Origin of the sequence: Pseudomonas sp. IT-93MI4 (assembly GCF_949767635.1) — a bacterium.
Classification (GTDB): Bacteria; Pseudomonadota; Gammaproteobacteria; order Pseudomonadales; family Pseudomonadaceae; genus Aquipseudomonas; species Aquipseudomonas putida_A.
Window position 1 is genome coordinate 50351 of record NZ_CATKPP010000007.1, and the last position, 21408, is coordinate 71758.

19 protein-coding genes are annotated in these 21408 nt (G+C 61.5%); 6 read left to right on the forward strand and 13 right to left on the reverse strand.

The features are described from left to right. Positions 1-41 precede the first annotated feature (41 nt). Positions 42-2312: a catalase/peroxidase HPI gene (gene katG, locus ACM6I7_RS05465; protein WP_285374478.1), complete on the forward strand. Its 2271-nt coding sequence runs from the start codon at positions 42-44 to the stop codon at positions 2310-2312. Between the two features lie 118 nt (positions 2313-2430). On the opposite strand, the gene pepN is transcribed toward katG, so the two are convergent. Genes pepN through ACM6I7_RS05495 form a run of 6 tightly spaced genes read right to left on the reverse strand, consistent with a single transcriptional unit; the run spans position 2431 to position 8947 of the window. Continuing rightward, entirely contained in the window at positions 2431-5088 is a 2658-nt protein-coding gene (gene pepN / locus ACM6I7_RS05470) for an aminopeptidase N (protein WP_414888105.1), read from the reverse strand. 10 nt (positions 5089-5098) lie between these two features. Then, on the reverse strand, positions 5099-5929 hold the full coding sequence (locus tag ACM6I7_RS05475; RefSeq protein ID WP_027613137.1) for a DUF2797 domain-containing protein: 831 nt from the start codon (positions 5927-5929) through the stop codon (positions 5099-5101). Next, entirely contained in the window at positions 5926-6186 is a 261-nt protein-coding gene (locus ACM6I7_RS05480; RefSeq protein ID WP_003224178.1) for a YeaC family protein, read from the reverse strand. The genes ACM6I7_RS05475 and ACM6I7_RS05480 overlap by 4 nt, the downstream gene beginning before the upstream one ends. Before the next feature lie 33 nt (positions 6187-6219). Further along, positions 6220-7089, reverse strand: a complete 870-nt coding sequence (locus ACM6I7_RS05485; protein WP_027613138.1) for a rhomboid family intramembrane serine protease — start codon at positions 7087-7089, stop codon at positions 6220-6222. Next, a complete protein-coding gene (locus ACM6I7_RS05490) occupies positions 7086-8060 on the reverse strand; it encodes a metallophosphoesterase (RefSeq protein ID WP_372241222.1) in 975 nt (324 codons plus the stop codon). The genes ACM6I7_RS05485 and ACM6I7_RS05490 overlap by 4 nt, the downstream gene beginning before the upstream one ends. After that, positions 8057-8947 carry an NAD(+) kinase gene (locus ACM6I7_RS05495; protein ID WP_003224174.1) on the reverse strand — a complete coding sequence of 297 codons (891 nt, stop codon included), beginning with the start codon at positions 8945-8947 and terminating at the stop codon, positions 8057-8059. The genes ACM6I7_RS05490 and ACM6I7_RS05495 overlap by 4 nt, the downstream gene beginning before the upstream one ends. Positions 8948-9062: 115 nt before the next feature. Between ACM6I7_RS05495 and ACM6I7_RS05500 the strand changes: the two genes are divergently transcribed. Further along, positions 9063-10013: a DUF1853 family protein gene (locus ACM6I7_RS05500; RefSeq protein ID WP_414888106.1), complete on the forward strand. Its 951-nt coding sequence runs from the start codon at positions 9063-9065 to the stop codon at positions 10011-10013. A gap of 129 nt (positions 10014-10142) precedes the next feature. Here the strand turns inward: ACM6I7_RS05500 and ACM6I7_RS05505 are convergent, their stop codons facing one another. Together ACM6I7_RS05505 and ACM6I7_RS05510 are read right to left on the reverse strand one after the other, a co-directional pair. Then, a complete protein-coding gene (locus ACM6I7_RS05505; protein ID WP_115990072.1) occupies positions 10143-11426 on the reverse strand; it encodes an arsenic transporter in 1284 nt (427 codons plus the stop codon). 156 nt (positions 11427-11582) lie between these two features. Next, complete coding sequence (locus tag ACM6I7_RS05510; protein WP_414888107.1) at positions 11583-12140, reverse strand: NADPH-dependent FMN reductase; 558 nt, start codon at positions 12138-12140, stop codon at positions 11583-11585. 183 nt (positions 12141-12323) lie between these two features. Here ACM6I7_RS05510 and ACM6I7_RS05515 point away from each other — a divergent pair, with 183 nt between their 5' ends. After that, positions 12324-12554 carry a hypothetical protein gene (locus ACM6I7_RS05515; protein ID WP_007965845.1) on the forward strand — a complete coding sequence of 77 codons (231 nt, stop codon included), beginning with the start codon at positions 12324-12326 and terminating at the stop codon, positions 12552-12554. Between the two features lie 85 nt (positions 12555-12639). Continuing rightward, on the forward strand, positions 12640-13533 hold the full coding sequence (locus tag ACM6I7_RS05520) for a LysR substrate-binding domain-containing protein (protein WP_134786113.1): 894 nt from the start codon (positions 12640-12642) through the stop codon (positions 13531-13533). On the opposite strand, the gene ACM6I7_RS05525 is transcribed toward ACM6I7_RS05520, so the two are convergent. The 5 genes from ACM6I7_RS05525 to ACM6I7_RS05545 all read right to left on the reverse strand — a co-directional run bounded on the left by ACM6I7_RS05525 (position 13499) and on the right by ACM6I7_RS05545 (position 18881). Next, positions 13499-14113 carry a GNAT family N-acetyltransferase gene (locus ACM6I7_RS05525; protein ID WP_041067268.1) on the reverse strand — a complete coding sequence of 205 codons (615 nt, stop codon included), beginning with the start codon at positions 14111-14113 and terminating at the stop codon, positions 13499-13501. The two genes, ACM6I7_RS05520 and ACM6I7_RS05525, sit on opposite strands and share 35 nt — an antisense overlap. A 14-nt stretch (positions 14114-14127) precedes the next feature. After that, the gene (locus ACM6I7_RS05530; protein ID WP_414888109.1) at positions 14128-16383 is read right to left on the reverse strand and encodes an Orn/Lys/Arg decarboxylase N-terminal domain-containing protein; all 2256 of its coding nucleotides are present in this window, start codon (positions 16381-16383) and stop codon (positions 14128-14130) included. A gap of 244 nt (positions 16384-16627) precedes the next feature. Further along, complete coding sequence (gene dnaQ / locus ACM6I7_RS05535; protein WP_027613146.1) at positions 16628-17386, reverse strand: DNA polymerase III subunit epsilon; 759 nt, start codon at positions 17384-17386, stop codon at positions 16628-16630. A gap of 183 nt (positions 17387-17569) precedes the next feature. Then, a complete protein-coding gene (rnhA, locus tag ACM6I7_RS05540) occupies positions 17570-18031 on the reverse strand; it encodes a ribonuclease HI (RefSeq protein ID WP_085608960.1) in 462 nt (153 codons plus the stop codon). A 91-nt stretch (positions 18032-18122) separates the two neighbouring features. Then, complete coding sequence (locus ACM6I7_RS05545; protein WP_003224159.1) at positions 18123-18881, reverse strand: methyltransferase domain-containing protein; 759 nt, start codon at positions 18879-18881, stop codon at positions 18123-18125. Positions 18882-18947: 66 nt separating this feature from the next. Between ACM6I7_RS05545 and gloB the strand changes: the two genes are divergently transcribed. Next, the gene (gene gloB / locus ACM6I7_RS05550) at positions 18948-19715 is read left to right on the forward strand and encodes a hydroxyacylglutathione hydrolase (protein WP_096795961.1); all 768 of its coding nucleotides are present in this window, start codon (positions 18948-18950) and stop codon (positions 19713-19715) included. A 99-nt stretch (positions 19716-19814) separates the two neighbouring features. Next, positions 19815-21281 carry a LysM peptidoglycan-binding domain-containing protein gene (locus tag ACM6I7_RS05555; protein WP_247268505.1) on the forward strand — a complete coding sequence of 489 codons (1467 nt, stop codon included), beginning with the start codon at positions 19815-19817 and terminating at the stop codon, positions 21279-21281. Positions 21282-21408 lie beyond the last annotated feature (127 nt).

Genomic DNA, 21408 nt, shown 5'->3' on the forward strand with positions numbered 1-21408 from the left:
CGGCATGAGCCGGCCGCACAAGACCTGATAAGGACTCGAACATGGCAAACGAATCGAAATGCCCGTTCAACCACGCCGCCGGTGGTGGTACGACAAACCGTGACTGGTGGCCGAATCAACTGAACCTGAAGATCCTCAGCCAGCACTCGCCCAAGTCCGATCCGCTGGGCAAGGACTTCGACTACGCCAAAGCCTTCCAGAGCCTGGACTTCCAGGCCCTGAAACAAGACCTGCGTGCGCTGATGACCGACTCCCAGGACTGGTGGCCGGCGGACTTCGGCCACTACGGCCCGCTGTTCATCCGCATGGCCTGGCACAGCGCCGGCACCTATCGCACCGCCGATGGCCGCGGTGGCGCCGGCTCCGGGCAACAGCGTTTCGCTCCGCTCAACAGCTGGCCGGACAACGTCAGCCTCGACAAAGCGCGGCGACTGCTGTGGCCGATCAAACAGAAATACGGCCGCAATATTTCCTGGGCCGACCTGATCGTGCTCACCGGCAACGTTGCACTGGAGTCGATGGGCTTCAAGACCTTCGGCTTCTCCGGCGGACGTCCCGATGTCTGGGAACCGGACGAAGACGTGTATTGGGGTTCGGAGCGCGAATGGCTCGGCGGCGACAGCCGCTACGGCAAAGACAAGTCGGCCATGCAGGAACCGGGTGACGGTACGCTGGTGGCCGAACCGGACTTGCACGGCAAAGAGCAAAGCCGCACCGATCAGGGCGAACGTAATCTGGAAAATCCATTGGCCGCCGTGCAGATGGGCCTGATTTACGTGAACCCGGAAGGCCCTGAAGGCAATCCCGACCCGGTCGCCTCCGGTCGCGATATCCGCGAAACCTTCGGCCGCATGGCCATGAACGACGAAGAAACCGTCGCGCTGATCGCCGGCGGTCACGCCTTCGGCAAGACCCACGGCGCCGGCCCGGCCGATAATGTCGGGCCTGAGCCGGAAGCGGCCGGCCTGGAAGAACAAGGCCTCGGCTGGCGCAACGCATTCGGCACCGGCAAAGGCGCCGACACCATCACCAGCGGCCTCGAAGTCACCTGGACCACGACCCCGACTCAGTGGAGCAACAACTACCTGGAAAACCTGTTCGGTTTCGAGTGGGAACTGTTCAAAAGCCCGGCCGGTGCGCACCAGTGGAAACCGAAGAACGGCGGCGGCGCTGGCACCGTTCCGCACGCGCACGATCCAAGCAAGAAGCTTTCGCCGACCATGCTCACCTCCGACCTGGCGCTGCGTTTCGACCCGATCTACGAGCCGATCGCCCGCCGTTTCCTGGCCAATCCTGATCAATTGGCCGACGCCTTCGCCCGCGCCTGGTACAAACTGATCCACCGCGACATGGGCCCACTGTCGCGCTACCTCGGCCCGGAACTGCCGAACGAAGAACTGCTGTGGCAGGACCCGATTCCTGAGGCCACTCACCCACTGATCGACAGCAACGACGCGGCTGCGCTGAAAAGCAAAGTGCTGGCGTCCGGTCTGTCGGTGTCGCAACTGGTTTCCACCGCCTGGGCCGCCGCATCGACCTTCCGTGGTTCGGACAAACGTGGCGGCGCCAACGGCGGACGTCTGCGTCTGGCCCCGCAGAAATTCTGGCAGGCCAACCAGCCGGAGCAACTGGACAAGGTGCTGAAGACCCTTGAGGGCATTCAGAACGAGTTCAACGCCGGATCATCCGGCAAGAAAGTCTCGCTGGCGGATCTGATCGTGCTGGCGGGTAACGCCGGGGTCGAGCAAGCGGCGAAAAACGCCGGGCACTCGGTCTCTGTGCCGTTCAATCCAGGACGCACCGACGCGACTCAGGAGCAAACCGATGTCGAGTCGTTTGGTTTCCTCGAACCGATTGCCGATGGTTTCCGCAACTACAGCAAGGGCAAATACACCGTGTCGGCCGAAGCGCTGCTGATCGACAAGGCGCAACTGCTCACCCTCTCCGCTCCGGAAATGACCGTACTGGTCGGTGGTCTGCGGGTATTGGGGGCGAATGTCGGGCAGAGCCGGCATGGCGTGTTCACCTCGCGCACGGAAACCCTGAGCAACGACTTCTTCACCAACCTGCTGGACATGGGCGTGGAGTGGAAGCCGACGTCAGCGGCAGCGGACGAGTTCGAAGGACGCGACCGCAAGACCGGTAGCGTGAAGTGGACCGCGACGCGGGTCGATCTGGTGTTTGGTTCCAACGCAATACTGCGTGCGCTGGCCGAGGTGTATGCGAGTTCTGACGCGAAGGAACAGTTCGTCAAAGACTTCGTGGCGGCGTGGGCCAAGGTGATGGAGCTGGATCGATTCGACCTGAAATAACGGAAAACGCAAAAACCTGTGGGAGCGGGCTTGCTCGCGAATGCGGTATACCAGTCGACATCTCCGTGTCTGACACACCGCGTTCGCGAGCAAGCCCGCTCCCACATTTCGTTATGCGTTACGCCAGGCTTTTGCTCACCACTTCATATACATCGCTGGACAGCTGACCGGAAGCCAGAATCCGCTCCAGCTCAGCCTTCATCAACGCCTGACGGGCGCTGTCGTATTTGCGCCAGCGAGTCAGTGGCGCCAGTTGCCGCGAAGCAATCTGCGGGTTGAAGCCGTTCAGTTCGATCACCAGATCCGCAAGGAAGCGGTAGCCCGAACCGTCGGCGGCGTGGAAGTTGATCAGGTTCTGCCCGGCAAACGCACCGACCAGCGCACGCACCTTGTTCGGGTTCTTGATATTGAACGCCGGGTGCTGCATCAACGCCTTCACCCGCGCCAGACCGCCCGGCAGTGTGCTGCCGGCCTGCACGCTGAACCACTGATCCATGACCAGCGGATTGTCCTTGAAGTGCTCGGCGAACGTCGCCAGCGCTTTGGCCTTGTGTTCTTCGAACGGAGAGTTGACCAGCACCGCCAGCGCGGTCAGGCGCTCGGTCATGTTGTCGCTGTTTTCGAACTGTTCTTGCGTAGCGGCCAGCACTTGCGGCTTGCCGCTGAGCATCAGGTACGACAGCGCAATGTTCTGCAGCGCGCGACGGGCAAAGTGCTCGGCCTCGGCCACATACGGTGTCTGCTTCGACAAATCGCGGTTGGCCTGATAACGCAGCCACAGCGCTTCGAACAGGTTGTCCGCCAGTTGCTTGCGGGCAAACTCGCGAGCGGTGTGGATCGCCTCGACATCCGCCACTTCGCTGATTTCGGTCAGATACGCTTCACTTGGCAGCGAGAGCATTTCGGCGACCATGGCCTGATCCAGCGACTCGTCGGACAGCACGGTTTTCAACGCCGAGATCAGACGCGGATCGAGCACCAGGCTCTCGCCCTTCTGCTGCTGGGCGATCAGCTCCTGCAGGACCTGCACCGACAGCTGCTGACCGGCATCCCAGCGGTTGAAGCCGTCGCTGTCGTGTTGCATCAGGAACATCAACTGGTCACGGTTGTACGGGAAGCTCAGTTTCACCGGTGCCGAGAAACCACGCAGCAACGATGGCAGCGGCTGTTCAGCGATGTCGACGAAGGTGAAGGTCTGCTCAGCCTCGGTCACCGAGATCACGCGGGTTGTGCCTTGCGCCGACGCTTCACCGGCCAGACGCAGCGCGATCTCGTTGCCTTTGCTGTCGAGCAGACCGAGTTCGACCGGGATCACGAACGGCAGTTTTTCCACTTTGTCCGGGGTTTCCGGGCAGCTCTGGCGGAAGGTCAGGCTGTAGGTTTTCGCCGCGGCGTCGTAGGACTCGCTGACCGCCAGACGCGGCGTGCCGGCCTGGCTGTACCAGCGTTTGAACTGAGTCAGGTCGACACCGTTGGCGTCTTCCATGGCCTTGACGAAATCGTCGCAGGTCACGGCCTGGCCGTCGTGGCGTTCGAAGTACAGGTCACTGCCCTTGCGGAAGCCTTCGGCGCCCAGCAGGGTGTGGATCATGCCGACCACTTCCGAGCCCTTTTCGTACACGGTCAGGGTGTAGAAGTTGGAGATCTCGATGAAGCTGTCCGGGCGTACCGCGTGGGCCATGGGACCTGCATCTTCGGCGAACTGGTGGGTGCGCAGGTACGCCACGTCCTGAATGCGCTTGACCGTGGCCGAGTTCATGTCCGAGGAGAAACCGGCGTCGCGGAACACCGTGAAGCCTTCCTTGAGCGACAGCTGGAACCAGTCGCGGCAGGTCACGCGGTTGCCCGACCAGTTGTGGAAGTATTCGTGGGCGACGATCGCCTCGACCCGCTGGTGCGCGGCGTCGGTGGCGGTTTCGGCGCGGGCCAGCACGGCGCTGGAGTTGAAGATGTTGAGGCCCTTGTTCTCCATCGCGCCCATGTTGAAGTCGTTGACGGCGACGATCATGAAGATGTCCAGATCGTACTCGCGACCGTAGACCTCTTCGTCCCAGCGCATCGACTTCTTCAGGCTGTTCATCGCGTGCTGGCACTTGTCGATGTTTTCCGGCTCGACGTAAATGCGCAGTGCAACATTGCGATTGGTCATGGTGGTGAAGGTGTCTTCGACACACCACAAATCACCGGCCACCAGCGCGAACAGGTACGCCGGTTTCATGAACGGGTCTTCCCAGGTCGCCCAGTGTCGGCCGTCTTCGCCCGGGCCGGAGGCAATCGGGTTGCCGTTGGACAGCAGCACCGGATAGCTGTGCTGCTCGGCGACCACCGTGGTGGTGAACTTGCTCATCACGTCCGGGCGGTCGAGGTAATAGGTGATCTTGCGGAAGCCTTCGGCCTCGCACTGGGTGCAGAACATCGTGCCGGACTTGTACAGGCCTTCCAGCGCGGTATTGGTTTCCGGGTGAATCCGGACGCTGGTGTCGACCGTGAAGCTGGCGCTGGCCGGCTGCAGGGTCAGGGTATTTTCGCTCAGCTGATAATCGCCGGCGCTCAGTTCCTGGTCGGCCAGGGTTACCGACAGCAGTTCCAACTGCTGGCCGTCGAGCACCAGCGGCGGCAGGCCCGGGCCACGCTCCGGGTTGCGGCGCATCACCAGTTGCGCGTGGACCAGGCTGTGGTCCTCGAACAGCTCGAAGGTCAGGTGCGTCTCGTCGATCAGGTACTCGGGCGCCTGATAGTCCTTCAGGTAAATCATCTTCGGTTGTTCGGTGCGCATGCTGGAATCCTTATTGATGCACGGCGAGCTGATAGGCCGTGTATTTACGAATGTTGATCACGCCGGTGTCAAAAATCAGGTACTGACCCTTGATTCCCAGCAGCGTGCCTTCGGCAATCGGGTTCTTGTCCAGGTTGAAGCTGACGATTTTGGCCGGGTATTGCTCGACCGGATAGCGGATTTCGAGAGGTTCTACATCGGCAATCGTCTGAATTGCTTGTAGGCCGAATCGCTGCTGCAGGCCTTGCAAGCCCTCGGCGCAGCTTTCAAACAGTTGATCGCGCACTTGCGCCAGATCCACCGCCGCCGCATCGCCCTTGAGCAAGGCGCGCCAGTTGGTCTTGTCGGCCACCTGGCTGCGGAACAGGTCTTCGACGAAGCCCGACTGCTGGCGCGTCGATACGCGCATGATCGGCAGCGCCTGACTCGCGCCCTGATCGAGCCAGCGGGTCGGCAACTGCGTGGCGCGGGTGATACCGACCTTGATCCCCGACGAGTTGGCCAGATACACCACATGATCAGTCATGCAGAACTTCTGACCCCACTCCGGCTCCCGGCAGGTGCCGGCCTCGAAGTGACAACGCTCCGGGCTCATGATGCACAGATCGCACTGCGCCAGTTTGGTCATGCACGGGTAGCAGTAACCCTGGCTGAAACTGGTTTTGGTCTTGCGCCCGCAATGGGTGCAATGAATCGCCCCCAGGTACTCCAGACGCACCGTGGTGCCGATCATGGGGTTGACCGGGACCTCGACGTCATCCAGACGAAACGCGTATTGCACATTCGGCCCGTCCAGGCGCGCCGACATTTTGCTGATTGCACCGCGGCCAATCTCGATCAATGGATGGCATCCGACTTGAACAGGATGTTCGGCACTTCGATCGACTTCGACGCACATTCCTGCGGGCCCATGTAACCGGTGCGCTGGTCTTCAGGCAGGTTCTGGATTTCCCAGGCGATCATCGCCTGCAGCGAAAGCTCGCGCTGTTCGGCGGTGAGTTTGCCACCGTCGGACCACTTGCCGATTTCCACGGCCAGTTTCAGGCTCTCGTAGATGTCCGGGGTGATGTTTTTGATCATGTCGTTAAAAGAGGACATCAGGGTCTCCGTGCTCTTTATTCACTTAAAATTTCAGGCGGCCAGTTTACGGCGGTTATACAAACCGCCCAACAAACCGGTGAAGCATCCGATGAGTAACCCGCTGACGTGCGCGGCGTTGGCGATCTGGCCGAAACCGATCATCGAGACCAGTCCGGACATGCAAATCACCAGCCACACCAGCATCATCACCAGCACGCCTCGCGGCAGGCGATACGCCGGGTTCGGCGCCAGCAACTGGAAAATCCAGCAATGGCCGAGCAAACCGTAGAGCACGCCAGACAAGCCGCCAAACAGGCTCGGGCCGCTCCAGGCAAACTGCGCGTAGTTCGACACCAGGCTGAACAGCAGGGTCAGACCGAGCAGGTTGATGCTGCCCTGACGTGACTCGATGCGCCGCCCCAGTTCCCAGTACCACATGCCGTTCATGGCCAGGTGCAGGATGCCGAAGTGCAGCAGCATCGGCGTGAACAGGCGCCACCACTGCCCCGCCGCCAGGCTGTCGGCCAGCGGCGTGAACTGGATGTACTCGCCGACCACGCGGAAGTCGAGGAAGGTCAGCCAGCGAATGGTGTCGAGGTTGTCACCCAGATAGGTCAGGCCGCCGACCAGCAGGCTCAGCAGCAGGATCAACCCGGTGGCCTTGGCGTGTTTGAGTTGCTCGGCGAAGCTCGGACGCTTGAAGGTCGGCGCCAGCGGAATGTCCAGTTGCTGATCGGGGTCACCGGCCGGGAAGCGCTCGTATAGCGAACGCACGTCCTCGCTGATTTCCGAAGGCGCCCACAGCACCTGCTCGCCCGCCTCTTCGCTGACTCGATGCGGCACCTGCATCCGTTGCAGCAGTTTGACGAAACCGCTCAGATCCACCGCCAACGGCAGACGCAATACCGCTACCGCACTCATTGCAGCACCTCCGGCCGCTCGACATCGACCCAGACAAATTTATGCGGATCCAGACGTGTTTCCTGATCCAGACGATAGGCCACCAGTTTGCCGTAGAGCACCGCGCTGTAATCGAGACACGCGAGGTTCGGGCGGATCGGCGCCGGTTTGCCGCTGCGCCAGTAGTGGCCGACGAACAGCAACGGCTCGTCGATGCCATAGCGCAGCAGATTGTTTTTTTCGCTGGAGGTCAGCGGTTTCTGCGCCACCGGCTCCGGCAATGCATCTGGCTGGAAGACGATGTCGCCGTAGGTTTTCGGGTCGTCTTCCCAGAATTTGGTGCGGAAGAACGAGCGCACCAGACCGTCGCCGCTGGTCATGGTCAAGCCATCCGGCAGGCGCATGTCGGTGCCGCGCAGCAAGCGGTCGAACACGGTGCAGGCGAAACTGCCGGGCACGGCCGACGCCTGGAGAAAGTGCTCGTCGATGCGCGCATCGGGAAACAGCCCGCGCAATGGTTCGATCAGGCTGGCATCCCAACAGGCGTGCACCACACGGAAGCGTCCGGCATCAACCACCAGCGGCAGTTCGTAGAACCAGTTGAGAAAGTCATGCCAGTCGCCCGGATGGTCTTCGAACTGGGTCAGGGTTTCATGCAGCAGGCGCGCGTGCCGCGGCGTGTGCTCACGGACGAACTGCTTGCCGCTGCCCGGCAGCGCCGGCGTGCTCCAGCCCAGTGCGTTGAATTCGTGGTTGCCCATGATGCACAGCGCCTGCCCGGCCTCGACCATGTCGTGGACGATGTGCAGTGCCTCGCGGATTCGCGGGCCACGGTCGATGATGTCGCCGACGAACACGGCCATGCGCGATGGATGCCGCCAGACCCCGCCCTGCTTGTGATAACCGAGACGATCAAGCAAGTGTTCGAGGGTCAGGGCGCATCCGTGCACGTCACCAATCAAGTCATAACTGCGCGCGGGATCGAGCATCAGTCGCCTCCACCACCCAACTTGCTGCCCCAGCCGAGCTTGGTCCGGCAGACTTCGTAGTAGTTGTGGTCGAGCGGGTGAATCAGCCGCAGCTTCTGGGCTTTTTTGCTGACGGTGATGGTGTCGCCCGGCGCGCAGGTGAAGTGGTTCTGCCCGTCGCAGGAGACCTGCGGGTAGATCTGCATGTTTTTCGACACGACGATTTTCAGCTCACTGTTGCCATCGACCACAATTGGCCGGCTCGACAACATATGGGGGTACATCGGCACGATCACAATGGCGTCGAGCTTGGGATGCATGATCGGGCCACCAGCGGACAGCGCGTACGCGGTGGAACCGGTCGGCGTGGCGACGATCAGGCCGTCGGCCTTCTGGCTGCAGACAAACTGACCGTCGATGTATAGCTCGAACTCGATCATCCGCGTCGATTTGCCCGGGTGCAGCACCACGTCGTTCAACGCATCGCCCTGGCCGATGGCCTCGGCATGGCGGCGAACTTCGGCTTGCAGCAGGAAGCGATTTTCCACCAGATAGTGGCCGTCGAGCACCTTGGCCACTTCGACTTCCAGCTCATCGGGACGAATGTCGGTGAGGAAACCGAGGCTGCCCCGGTTGATCCCGAGTACCGGAATATTGTGCTTGGCCAGCGCCCGCGCGGCGCCGAGCAGGCTGCCGTCACCGCCGACGACGATGACCATGTCGCAGACTTCGCCGAGCATCTTGCGTGACGAGGTTTGCAGGCCATGGCCCGGCAGGACTTCGGCGATGGTGTCTTCGAGAATCACGTGCAGGTGACGATCGAGCAGAAAGCGTTTCAGTCGGCGGACGGTATCCAGCACCTGGGAACTGCCCAGGCGACCGATGATGCCGATATTACGAAATTGCTCCATGGGACCTCTGCGGACAATCGAAAACGCGAAAAACACGATTATGGGCGAAAGCCCGCCATAGACAAAATCCTTTCAGCCTCAAGGGGGCGCGCGTGTTTCAGGCTATGCTCGCAAGATGATCCTGTTTCCCGACCTGCTCCAGTTACCACACCAATTACGCCATCCGGAAGTGCGTGACCTGGCGTGGGTGATTCTCGCCCCTCCGATGCTGGCCGCAACGCCGTGGCCGCAGCGCCATCCGCTGGCCGGCAGCGACTGGGTCAGTGATCCGCAGCGCCTGGAGCACTGGCTGCGGCAACTCGATCGCGACAGTTATGGCTTGTTGCATTGGCTGTCGCAGGCGCGCACGCGGCGGCTGGGCCTGTATTACGAACGGTTGTGGCAGTTTGCCGTGCAGCATGCGCCGGGCATCGAACTGATTGCCGCCAACCTGCCGATCCGCCGCGAAGGCCACACCCTCGGTGAACTCGACATGCTGCTGCGCGACCGCGACGGCGTGCATCACCTGGAACTGGCGATCAAGCTCTATCTCGGCCCGCAGGAGGGCGACGGCCACGACCCGGCGCAATGGCTGGGGCCGGGTTGTCATGATCGACTGGACCGCAAACTGGCGCATCTGGCCGAACATCAACTGCCGATCTCGGCGCGCCCGGAAAGCCGTGAGGTGCTGGCGAAGCTGGATATCGAGGTGTTCAGTGCGCAGCTGTGGCTGGGCGGATACCTGTTGTACCCGTGGCCCGGCACGTCTGCCTCACCGAGCGGCGCGCATCCGCAGCACCTGCGTGGCAGTTGGCTGCATCAGAAGGATTGGCCGGCGTTCGTCGTTCAACGTCCGGCCGGGCGCTGGCAACCCCTGCCCCGCCATGCGTGGCTGGCGCCGGCGCACTACCCCGCGGATCAGACCTGGAGCGCTGAACACCTGCAGATGTGGCTGGACGCTCTGGAACCGATGGCCCCGGCGCAACTGATGGTGCGCCTGACCGAGAATGCGCGGGGCGAATGGGAAGAGGCGGAGCGGTTGTTTCTGGTGGCGGATCTTTGGCCGAATGTGCCGGGCCAGGCCTGAAAATTTCAATGCCTGACCCGGCCTCTTCGCGAGCAGGCTCGCTCCCACATTTGGACTGCATTTCAAATGTAGGGAGAGGCGCCACACTCCCTGTGGGAGCGAGCCTGCTCGCGAATGGGCCGACTCGGTCTAAAGGGATAACCGCAGCGCCAAAGCCGCCAAGGTAATCAACAACACCGGCACCGTCAGGACAATCCCGACCTTGAAGTAATACCCCCAACCAATCCGGATATCCTTGCGCGCCAGCACATGCAGCCAGAGCAAGGTCGCCAGACTGCCGATCGGGGTGATTTTCGGCCCCAAGTCGCTGCCGATCACGTTGGCGTAGATCATCGCTTCCTTGATCACACCGCTGGCCTGACTGGCATCGATCGACAACAAGCCGATCAGCACTGTCGGCAAGTTGTTCATGATCGACGACAACAGCGCGGTCAGCACCCCTGTGCCCAGCGCCGCGCCCCACACACCGTACCCGGCAAACACATCCAGCCAGCCGGCCAGATACCCGGTCAGCCCGGCATTGCGCAGGCCATACACCACCAGATACATGCCGAGGGAGAAAATCACGATCTGCCACGGCGCTTCTTTCAGCACCTTGCGCGTGGAAATCTTGTGGCCTCGGGCGGCGATCCCCAGCAGCAGGGCCGCACAGACCGCCGAAATCGCGCTGATCGGGATGCCCAGTTGTTCGAGGAAGAAGCAGCCGATCAACAGAATCACCAGCACTACCCAACCGGCATAGAACGTGGCCTTGTCGTGGATCGCCGTGTGCGGCTGTTCGAGCTGTTCGGGATCGTAAGCCTTGGGAATGTCGCGACGGAAAAACCACATCAGCACGCCCAGCGTCGCGGCCACACTGACGAAGTTGACCGGCACCATCACCGCCGCATAGCGGTTGAAGCCGATGTGAAAGAAGTCCGCCGAAACGATGTTGACCAGGTTCGACACCACCAGCGGCAGGCTCGCGGTGTCGGCGATGAAGCCGGCGCCCATGACGAACGCCAAGGTCGCCGCCGGGGAAAAGCGCAGCGCCAGCAGCATCGAAATCACGATCGGCGTGAGGATCAGCGCCGCGCCGTCATTGGCGAACAACGCCGATACCAGCGCGCCGAGCAGCACCATGAAGGCAAACAGCTTGCGCCCACTGCCCCGCCCCCAGCGCGCCACGTGCAGTGCGGCCCAGGCGAAGAACCCGGCTTCGTCGAGCAGCAGGCTGATGATGATCAGCGCGACGAAGGTGCCGGTGGCGTTCCAGATGATCTGCCACACCAGCGGGATGTCGCTCAAGTGCACGACGCCGAAGATCAGTGCCAGCACGGCGCCGAGCGTCGCGCTCCAGCCGACCCCGAGGCCTTTGGGTTGCCAGATGACAAGGGTGATGGTCAGCAGGAAGATCAGTGACGCAGCGAGCATTCGCGACAGCCTTGGATTGAGATGGAGAAGTGAAGCCAACACCAAAAACTGTAGGAGTGAGCCTGCTCGCGATAGCGGACTGTCAGTTACCAATCAATCGACTGACACACCGCTATCGCGAGCAGGCTCACTCCTACATAGTGTTCCGGGTATGGCTTATTTTTTGTGTTGCTCTACGAATTGTCCGTAGGCATTGATGAAATTCTGCAGAAAAGGTTTCACCGACTCGCTCAATTTACCCGCCTCGTCAAACGCCGTACCCGCGCCACCCAGATACGCTTCCGGCTGCTGCATGCACGGCACATCGAGAAACACGAAGGACTGGCGCAAATGCTGGTTGGCACCAAAACCGCCAATCGCCCCCGGCGACACGCTGATCACCGCACCCGGTTTGCCGCTCCAGACGGCTTTGCCATACGGCCGTGAACCCACGTCAATCGCATTCTTCAAAGGCGCCGGCACCGAGCGGTTATATTCCGGGGTGACGAACAGCACCGCGTCGGAAGAACCGACTTCCTGGCGGAAAGTGCTGTAGGCTGCCGGCGGTGAATCGCCGTCGATGTCTTCGTTATAGAGTGGCAGGTCGCCAATCTCGACAATCTTCAGTTTGAGGTTCGCCGGTGCCAGCTCGGCCAGCGCCAGCGCGACTTTGCGGTTGATCGATGCTTTGCGCAGGCTGCCGACGACTACAGCGACGTTGTAGACATTGCTCATGGAAGACTCTCGACTGTCGGTGGGAAGAGCCAGTAGTTATAGATGATTCGATGACAGTTTCACCAGCGAGCAAGGGAAATTCCTGCGCGCTGATTATTTTTTTCCTGTAGGAAAACTTACAGGGCTTGATGACGGTCTACCAAGCCGCAAATCAAGCGTTTTATCTCCAGAGGTTCTAAGCAGATGGCAGCAGTACTCGTCGGTCAGTTCCATGCAAGAGATGCGGAAGGCCGCGTTTATTCCGTGCATGAGTTCCAGGAATCCACTCCGTCGGCAGACGGTTCCACTGGCTCGGAGCCTATTTACAAACTGGCCATTGGCGATCGCGTCAACAAAGTCAGTGACACCGAGTTTCTCCTGGTTCAGTCAGGTATTACCCTGACCCGTGAGCCTGAGACAACCGTCGCGTCATAACTGGCCGTTATGAGCAGAAGTCATATGCGCAGACTTGGGGTAGGATTCAGCCACTGACCCCACCTGCTGAACATGGACTTCACGCATGCGTTTACGTCATATCGAAGTGATTCAGGCGCTCTTGCAGACCGGTCATCTGGGCACCGCCGCCGAATGGCTGCAGCTCCCGGTGACCGAGGTCGAAGAGCGTTTGCGCGAAGCCGAGAGCGAGCTGGGGTTCATGCTGTTCGCCAGCGTACGCGGCCGGCTGCAATCGACGCCTGAAGCGCGGGCGTTGCAGGTGGAAATCGCTCATGTCTATCAGGCGCTGGAGCCGGTGCAGCGTCTGGCCAGCAGCCTCAAGCAATACCTCGCCCCGCCCCTGCGCATCATCGGCACCCCGCCGCTGGCGCAACAGCTGTTGCCGCAAAGTATCGCGCTGCTGCGCCGACGGTTGCCCGACGCTCCTTGCCGCTTGCTCAGCTCTCCGACCTGCGACATCGTCCGCAGCCTGCTGCTGCGCGAAAGCGATCTGGGCCTGAGCCTGCACGATCCGGAACACCCCGACATCCACTGCCAGCCATTGGCCCACGGCAAGCTGCAACTGCTCGCGCCCCACGGCTGGCTGCAACCGAAGCAGAAATACATTTCCCTGCAGGATCTGGCTGGCCAGGCAATGGTTGGCCTCGAAGGCCACGACCCGTTGAGCCCGGCGCTGGAGAACAAACTCCAGGCCCTGCGCCCGGCGCCGAGCATCCAGACCCGAGTACAAACCCATCAGATGATGCGCAGCATGGTCGAGGCCGGCGAAGGCCTGGCCATCGTCGACCCGTTCACCGCCCTCGGCGCGCGGACGAGCGGACTGGATGTCTGCCCATTGTCACCGGCGGTGCCGATCAGCCTGTATGCCCTGACCTACCGACACAGCGCCACGCCCACAGCGATTCAGACGCTGCTGACGATTGTCACGGAACAAGCCGAGGCGATGCTGGCGAGCTGAGCGGGTTTTCCAGCGGGTTATCGAACAGTCGATACCAGAACAACGCAATTTCCGCGGTGTTCGGATCAATCCCGCGATAACGTAGATGGTCGATACCACCAATCTCGTAGCCACAACGCTCATACAAACGACAGGCGCCGAGGTTGTTGTTCTGCGTCTCGAGCATGATCCCCGGCAGTTTTTTCTTGCGACTCCAGAACTGCGCGACATCCAGCAGCGCCTTGGCCACACCATGCCGGCGCGCCGGTGCGTGTACCGCCAGCTCATCGATATGGGCGAAGCCATTCCAGTTGGTGCTGATCACCAGATGACCGACCGGCTCGTCGTCCAGGTACGCCATGAAGATCGCGCTGTCGGCGGCATCGCGATAGCTGCTGAACTCTTCAGGATCAATGCCGTAGCACTTGCGATACGGCACGATCGGCGTCACCGCCCAGCGCTCGACCGGTTGGCCAATGACGGCGGCACCGTACGCGGCGACCTCGAAACTGAAGTCGCTGCCCCAGATGTACGCCGCGAAACCATCGTCGGCGACGCGCACCGACAGCCCTGGGTATTTCGGATTCATGACCGGTTGCATACTCGGAAAAGTCCTCATTCCTTGACGCAATCGACGGTGTACTGCCGTCCATTGCCCTCGTCTTCATGTTGCAGTCCATGCACATCAGCGACAAAACCGGGGAAGCTGCTGTCGAACGTGCGGGCAAACTTCAGGTAGTCGATGATCGAGCGGGTTGCCTCGGTAAAGCGCTCCCCCGGCATGATCAACGGAATTCCCGGTGGATACGGCACCAGCATCACCGCCGCGATCCGTCCTTCCAGCTCATCGATCGGCACCGCCTCGACTTCGCCGCGCACCAGATGATCATAGGCATGGGCCGGCTTCATTGCGATTTCCGGCAGCACGGTGTACATGCGTTTCAGATGTTTGGCGGTGGCGTTGCTGCGGTAACAGGCGTGCAGTTGATCGCACAGGTCACGCAGGCCCATGCCGCGATAGCGCGCGGTGTCTTGCTGCGCCACGCACGGCAGGCAGGTCGCGAGACTGATGTTGGCGTCGTAACTGCGCTTGAACTCCAGCAACTCGGTGAGCAGCGTGCTCCACTTGCCTTTGGTGATGCCCATCGAGAACAGCACCAGGAACGAATACAGCCCGGTCTTCTCCACCACCAGCCCGCGCTCCCAGAGAAACTTGCTGACCACCGCTGCCGGGATGCCCTTCTCGCTCAGCGCGCCACCGGCATTCAACCCGGGCATGACCAGGGTCACTTTGATCGGGTCGAGCAGCACATAGTCGTCACTGACTTCGCCGAAGCCGTGCCAGTCGGCGTCCGGCTGCAGCAGCCAGTCTTCAGTCTGCACCCGGTCGATGCCTTCGACGCCGGGCGGCTGCCAGATCGAGAACCACCAGTCGTCCGCCGCAATGTGCTGGCGCAGATTGGCCAGCGCCCGGCGAAAACTCAGCGCTTCATCGAAGGTTTCCTGCAACAGCGAACGCCCGGCCGGGCCTTCCATCATGGCCGAGGCCACATCCAGCGAAGCGATGATGCTGTACTGTGGCGAAGTCGAGATGTGCATCATGAACGCTTCGTTGAAACGGTCACGGTCCAGTTGCCGCGCTCCGCCGTCCTGCACATGAATCATCGAGGCCTGGCTGAACGCGGCGAGCAGCTTGTGCGTGGAGTGAGTGGTGAACACCAGCGGGCTGTCCTCGGTGCGCGAGGTGGCCATGCCATAACGCCCGGCGAAGAACTCGTGAAACGCCGCGTAGGCGTACCACGCCTCATCGAAATGCAGCACTTCCACGCTATTGCTCAGGCTCTGTTTGATCAGCTCGGCGTTGTAGCACAGGCCGTCGTAGGTCGAATTGGTCACCACCGCCAGTTTGACTTTCGGCGCCCGGCCCTTGGTCAGCGGGCTGGCATCGATCTTCGCCTGAATCGATTCGCGACTGAATTCGCTCAGCGGAATCGGGCCGATGATCCCCAGCTCATTGCGCTCCGGACACAGGTACAGCGGGATCGCGCCGGTCATGATGATCGCGTGCAGCACCGATTTGTGGCAGTTGCGATCGACCAGCACCAGATCATCCCGACCGACCATCGAGTGCCAGACGATCTTGTTGGCGGTCGAGGTGCCATTGATCACGAAAAACGTGTGATCGGCGCCGAAGTTGCGCGCGGCGCGCTCTTCGGCTTCGGCCAGCGGCCCAGTGTGATCGAGCAGTGAACCGAGTTCCGGCACCGATACCGACAAGTCCGAACGCAGGGTGTTTTCACCAAAGAACTGATGAAACGCCTGCCCCACCGGACTCTTGTGATAGGCCACGCCACCGCCATGCCCGGGGGTGTGCCAGGAATAGTTGGAGTCGGCGGTGTGCTGCACCAGCGCCTTGAAAAACGGCGGCAGCAGACCGTCCAGATACTTGCGCGCCGCCCGCGCCACTTGCCGCGCCAGAAACGGCACAGTGTCTTCGAACAGATAGAGAATGCCGCGCAGTTGATTGAGCTCGGCCATGGCATCGGCGGGGGCGTTTTCCAGAGTGACCTGTTCGCCGAGGGCAAAGATCGGCAGATCCGGCGCGCGCACCCGGGCCAGACCGATCAGTTCGGCCATGTTCTGCAGCAGATGCGAGTGGGTGCTGGCGTCTTCGGCAGCGATCAGCATGCACGCCAGACCATGATGGGTGGAGGCCACCAACCGCCCTTCGGTGTAGTCGATGGCCGAAACGATATTGAAACCTTCCTGCTCCAACTCCCGGGCGATGCCACGGATACGGTCACCGGCGACCGTGTCGGCCTTGATGTCGCGGTGGACGATCAACACCGGAAACTTCAAATCTTTGTACATGAGGCTCAGTGTCCCGAGGCGGCGGATCAAAGTCTGCCAATGCACTCAGGGTAGAGGGTTGCAGCGAAAGTGGCGAGGGTGGCCAGTTGGCTTCACTCAGCCTGACTCGGCTTTTGTGGCGAGGGAGCTTGCTCCCGCTGGGGCGCGAAGCGGCCCCCAGTATTCGTTCAGCATCAATAGTGCATTCAGGTTTTATGACTGCTTCGCAGCCAAGCGGGAGCAAGCTCCCTCGCCACAGAGGGGGTCAAGCTTGAGCATCAGCCTCGGCGATCTGCGTCCACAACGCCGGACCGCCCGCCGACTTGGCGATGATTTCCAGCCGCGCCATATGCGCCGCCAGTTCCTCTTCCGTCGCCCGAATGATCCGCGCAGGCTGACGACTCGCCGGCAGACGACGGATTTCGGTGGCGGAGTTGTCTGCGCCCTCACCCGTGCCATTGCCGTCGGAGGCGTTGCCGGCCAGCGACAGGCTGGTCTGGCCACCGGTCATGGTCAGGTAGACGTCGGCGAGAATCTCCGAGTCGAGCAAGGCGCCGTGCAGTTCACGGCCGGAGTTGTCGACGCCATAACGTTTGCACAAGGCGTCAAGGCTGTTGCGCTGCCCCGGGTGACGTTCCCGGGCCATCATCAGGGTGTCGAGGATGGTGCAATGCTGGGTGATGTCAGCGCGATCGTGCTGACCCATCAAGGCAAATTCGTTGTTGATGAAGCCAACGTCGAACGCCGCGTTATGGATGATCAGTTGCGCGCCGTTGATGAACTCGAAGAACTCGTCGGCCACTTCGGCGAAGCGCGGTTTGCCGACGAGGAATTCGTTGGTGATGCCGTGAACGCCGATCGCGCCTTCGTCACTCTCGCGATCCGGTTGCAGGTAGACGTGAAAATGCCGGCCCGTCAGGCGCCGACCGATCAGTTCGACACAGCCGATTTCAATGATCCGGTGACCATCGGTCACCGGCATGCCGGTGGTTTCGGTATCGAGTACAACGGATCTGGTGGCCATCAGTGTTCAATTCTCAACGGGGTCAATCGTGCAAAAGCGGCGATGTTAACACGCTCGGTGGGGGTGTTTCAGTCAGACCGTGTCGCCCCATTCGCGAGCAGGCTCGCTCCCACAGGGAAGCGCATTCCAATGTGGGAGCGAGCCTGCTCGCGAATGGGCCGTACCACAGTGCAGCGCCGTTAATCAGCTCTGCTTGTACCCGCGAACTTCATCCACCCCACGGTTGGCCAACTGGTCAGCCCGTTCGTTACCGTGATGACCAATGTGCCCGCGCACCCACTTCCAGGTGACCTTGTGGCGACTGACCTGCTCATCCAGCTCTTTCCACAGATCAGCGTTTTTCACCGGCTCTTTCGCCGCTGTCTTCCAGCCGCGTTTTTTCCAGTTGGCCATCCACTCGTTGATGCCTTTCATCACGTATTGCGAGTCGGTCACCAGCAGCACTTCGCACGGCCGCTTCAAGGCTTCGAGGCCACGGATGGCGCCGAGCAGTTCCATGCGGTTGTTGGTGGTGTTGGCTTCGCCGCCCCACAGTTCCTTTTCGACGCCCTTGCACACCAGCAAGGCGCCCCAGCCGCCTGGGCCGGGATTGCCCTTGCAGGCACCGTCGGTGAACAGTTCTACGCTATCGACGCTTTCGCTCATGCCACTCTATCCAGAAAAATGCCTGGCCCCGTCAATCGCGGATCGACGATGGCCGCGGCCGGAACAAGTCCGGCCACTATAAAAAGAAGGTTTACGGTTCGATACGACGGCGGTTGACCTTGGCCATCGGCAGCGGAATCAGCTTGCCCATCGGCTCGCGACGCTCCTGACGCACCGGGCGCAGGCCGACCACGATCTTGCGCGCGACCAATAAATAGAAGCCACCGCCCGACAGTTGCCAGTCGCCGGCCTTGCGTTCCCAGCCGGCCAGTCGGGCCTGCCACTTGGGCGACGCGAGCGGCGGACGATAGCACCCGAAGCGGCGTTTCTCCAGCGCAAAGCCCAGCAGATTGAGCCAGTCGGCGACCCGCGATGGCGAGATGCAGCGTGCCTGGCGCAAGGCGTCGTGGGCAAATACGTGGCGCAAACCCCAGGTGCTCCAGGGGTTGATGCCGATGATCAGCAGATGCCCGCCGGGGCGTACACTGCTTGCCGCTTCGCGCAGCAAACCGTGGGGCGACAGACAGAAATCCAGACCGTGCTGCAACACCACCACGTCGGCGGCGTGCTCGCTCAACGGCCAGGCCTGTTCCTCGCAGACGATCTCGACACCCGGCAACGGCGCGCCGAGCCGCACGTTGCGCTGTACCTGCGGCGCCGACGGCGGAGTCTGGGCCGACGGCCCGTAATGCACCAGATAGCCGCCGAAGAACCGCCCCAACTCGTCTTCGAGCATGCGCCGTTCTTCATCCAGCAGAAATTGCCCGAGCGGGCCGGCCAGCCATTCTCGGGCCGCGCCGATCAACGCCAGCCAGTCGGGATCGGCCTGAGCGAACGCTTTATCGGTCATGTCATTCTCCAACGCCGCTAGAAGCTCTAAGATGCGCCAATGTTTTCCGCTTGGCGAATTCCGACGATGATACAGATCAGTGCCCTGCCCGCGTTCACCGACAACTACATCTGGTTGTTACAGGATCACCGCAGCCAGCGCTGCGCCGTGGTCGACCCGGGCGATGCCGCGCCGGTGCAGGCCTGGCTGGCCGCGCACCCGGGCTGGGTGTTGAGCGACATTCTGATCACCCATCACCATCACGATCACGTCGGCGGCGTCGAACGCCTGAAAGCGGCGAGTGGCGCCAAAGTCTACGGCCCGGCCAGCGAAAACATCCCGGGGCGCGACGTGGCGCTCAAGGACAACGACACGGTCAGCGTCCTCGGCTGGGATTTCGATGTCTATGCGGTGCCCGGTCACACCCTCGGCCACATTGCCTATTACCACCACGGCCTGCTGTTTTGCGGCGACACCCTGTTCGCCGCCGGTTGCGGACGCCTGTTCGAAGGCACGCCGGAGCAGATGCACCACTCGCTCGGCCGTCTCGCCGCTTTGCCCGAGGATACGCTGGTGTATTGCACCCATGAATACACCCTGAGCAATCTGAAGTTTGCTGCGGCAGTCGAACCGAGCAACCCGGACATTGCCGCCCGTCTGGAAAAAGTCACCCGGCAACGGGAAAAAGGCGTGATGACCCTGCCCTCTACCCTGGCCCTGGAAAAGCTCACAAATCCGTTTTTGCGTACCGCTGAAACATTAGTTACACAAAAAGTGGACGAACGGGCAGGCGCTCAAAACCGGGCGCCGAGTGAGGTTTTTGCGGCTCTGCGGGCATGGAAAGATAAGTTCTAAGTGACTCACCAGCTGGTACAAAAATTCTGAATGGTTGACCGCAGGGGGTGCGCTTTCTAGAATCGCCCGACATTTTTGCCCGGAACTTACTTCCAGCCAATGTCGTCATCCATACGTAAGTCCGTCAATTCAGACACGCTGACCCGCCTGGCGCAAGCCATCGCGGTGGCTGTGTCCGCCACGTTGGCGGGCTGTTCCAGCCATGCTCCGCAGCCTGAAGCGAGCCATACGCCGAACATTGCTGCGCGAGCCAAGCAGAAACCGATCTGGCTCAGCGAAAAGCCTAGCCCGCAGGTGCCTCAGGACATCTGGGAGCGCATGCGCGGTGGTTTCCAGCTGCAGGACGGCCTGGGCGTCAACCCGCGCATCGAGCAGCAGCGGCTGTGGTTTGCCAGCAACCCGTCCTTTCTGGAGAACGCCGGCGAACGCGGCAGTCTCTACATTCATTACATCGTCGAGCGTCTCGAAGAGCGCAACATGCCGCTGGAGCTGGCCCTGCTGCCAGTGATCGAGAGCGCCTACAACCCGATGGCCTATTCCCGGGCCGACGCTTCGGGCCTGTGGCAATTCATTCCGTCCACCGGTCGTTACTACAACCTGCGCCAGACCCGCTTCTATGATGGCCGTCGCGATATCACCGCCTCGACCACCGCCGCGATGGACTACCTGACTCGCCTGCACGACATGTTCAACGGTGACTGGCTGCTGGCCCTGGCGGCGTATAACGCCGGTGAAGGCACGGTGAGCCGCGCCATCGAGCGTAACGAGAAGCTCGGCCTGCCGACCGATTATTGGAACCTGTCGTCGTTGCCGGCGGAAACCCAGGCCTACGTGCCGAAGCTGCTGGCCCTGTCGCAAGTGGTGCTGGCCCCGGAAGCCTACGGGGTGAACCTCAACCCGATCGCCAACGAACCCTATTTCCAGGTCGTCGAAATCAACCAGCGCATGGACCTGTCCAAGGTTGCGGCGGTGGCCAACATCGACGAAGACGAGCTGTTCCAGCTCAACCCGGCCTTCAAGCAGCGCACCACCATCGACGGCCCTCAGCATCTGCTGGTGCCGACGTCCAAGGCGCAATTGCTGACCGCCAGCCTGCAGACCATGCGGCCTGAAGAGCTGATCAGCCCGCGTTCGCTGAAGCCGGTGTTCGACGGTGCCGACCCGACTGAAGTGGCGAAGCTCAAGCGCGCTTACCGGGTCAAACGCGGCGACAATCTCGGTTCCATTGCCAAGGCCAACAAGGTCGAAGTCAAGGACCTGCAGCGCTGGAACAAGCTGACCGGCAAAAACCTCAAGGTCGGCCAGACCCTGGTGATGCAGGACAACACCAAGCGCACCCCGGCGCGCAGCGGTGGCCGGGTCAACACGGTGATCGCTGCCAACAGCAAGACCAAAGGCAAGGCCGACAGCCAGCAGCAGACCCAGTACAAGGTCAAGCGTGGCGACACATTGTATGTGGTGGCCAAGCGTTTCAACGTCGAGATGCAGCATCTCAAGCGCTGGAACCCGGGTGCCGGCAAGGCCCTCAAGCCCGGGCAGATGCTCACGGTCTACCAGCCGCACTGACAGAAGAGCCCCTGAAATTCAGGGGCTTTTTTATTACCAGAATATTGTCCCTGACGGATTCCTTGTGGTGAGGGGATTTATCCCCGATGGGGCGCGAAGCGACCCCCTGCCTTCCAAAAACCACGGG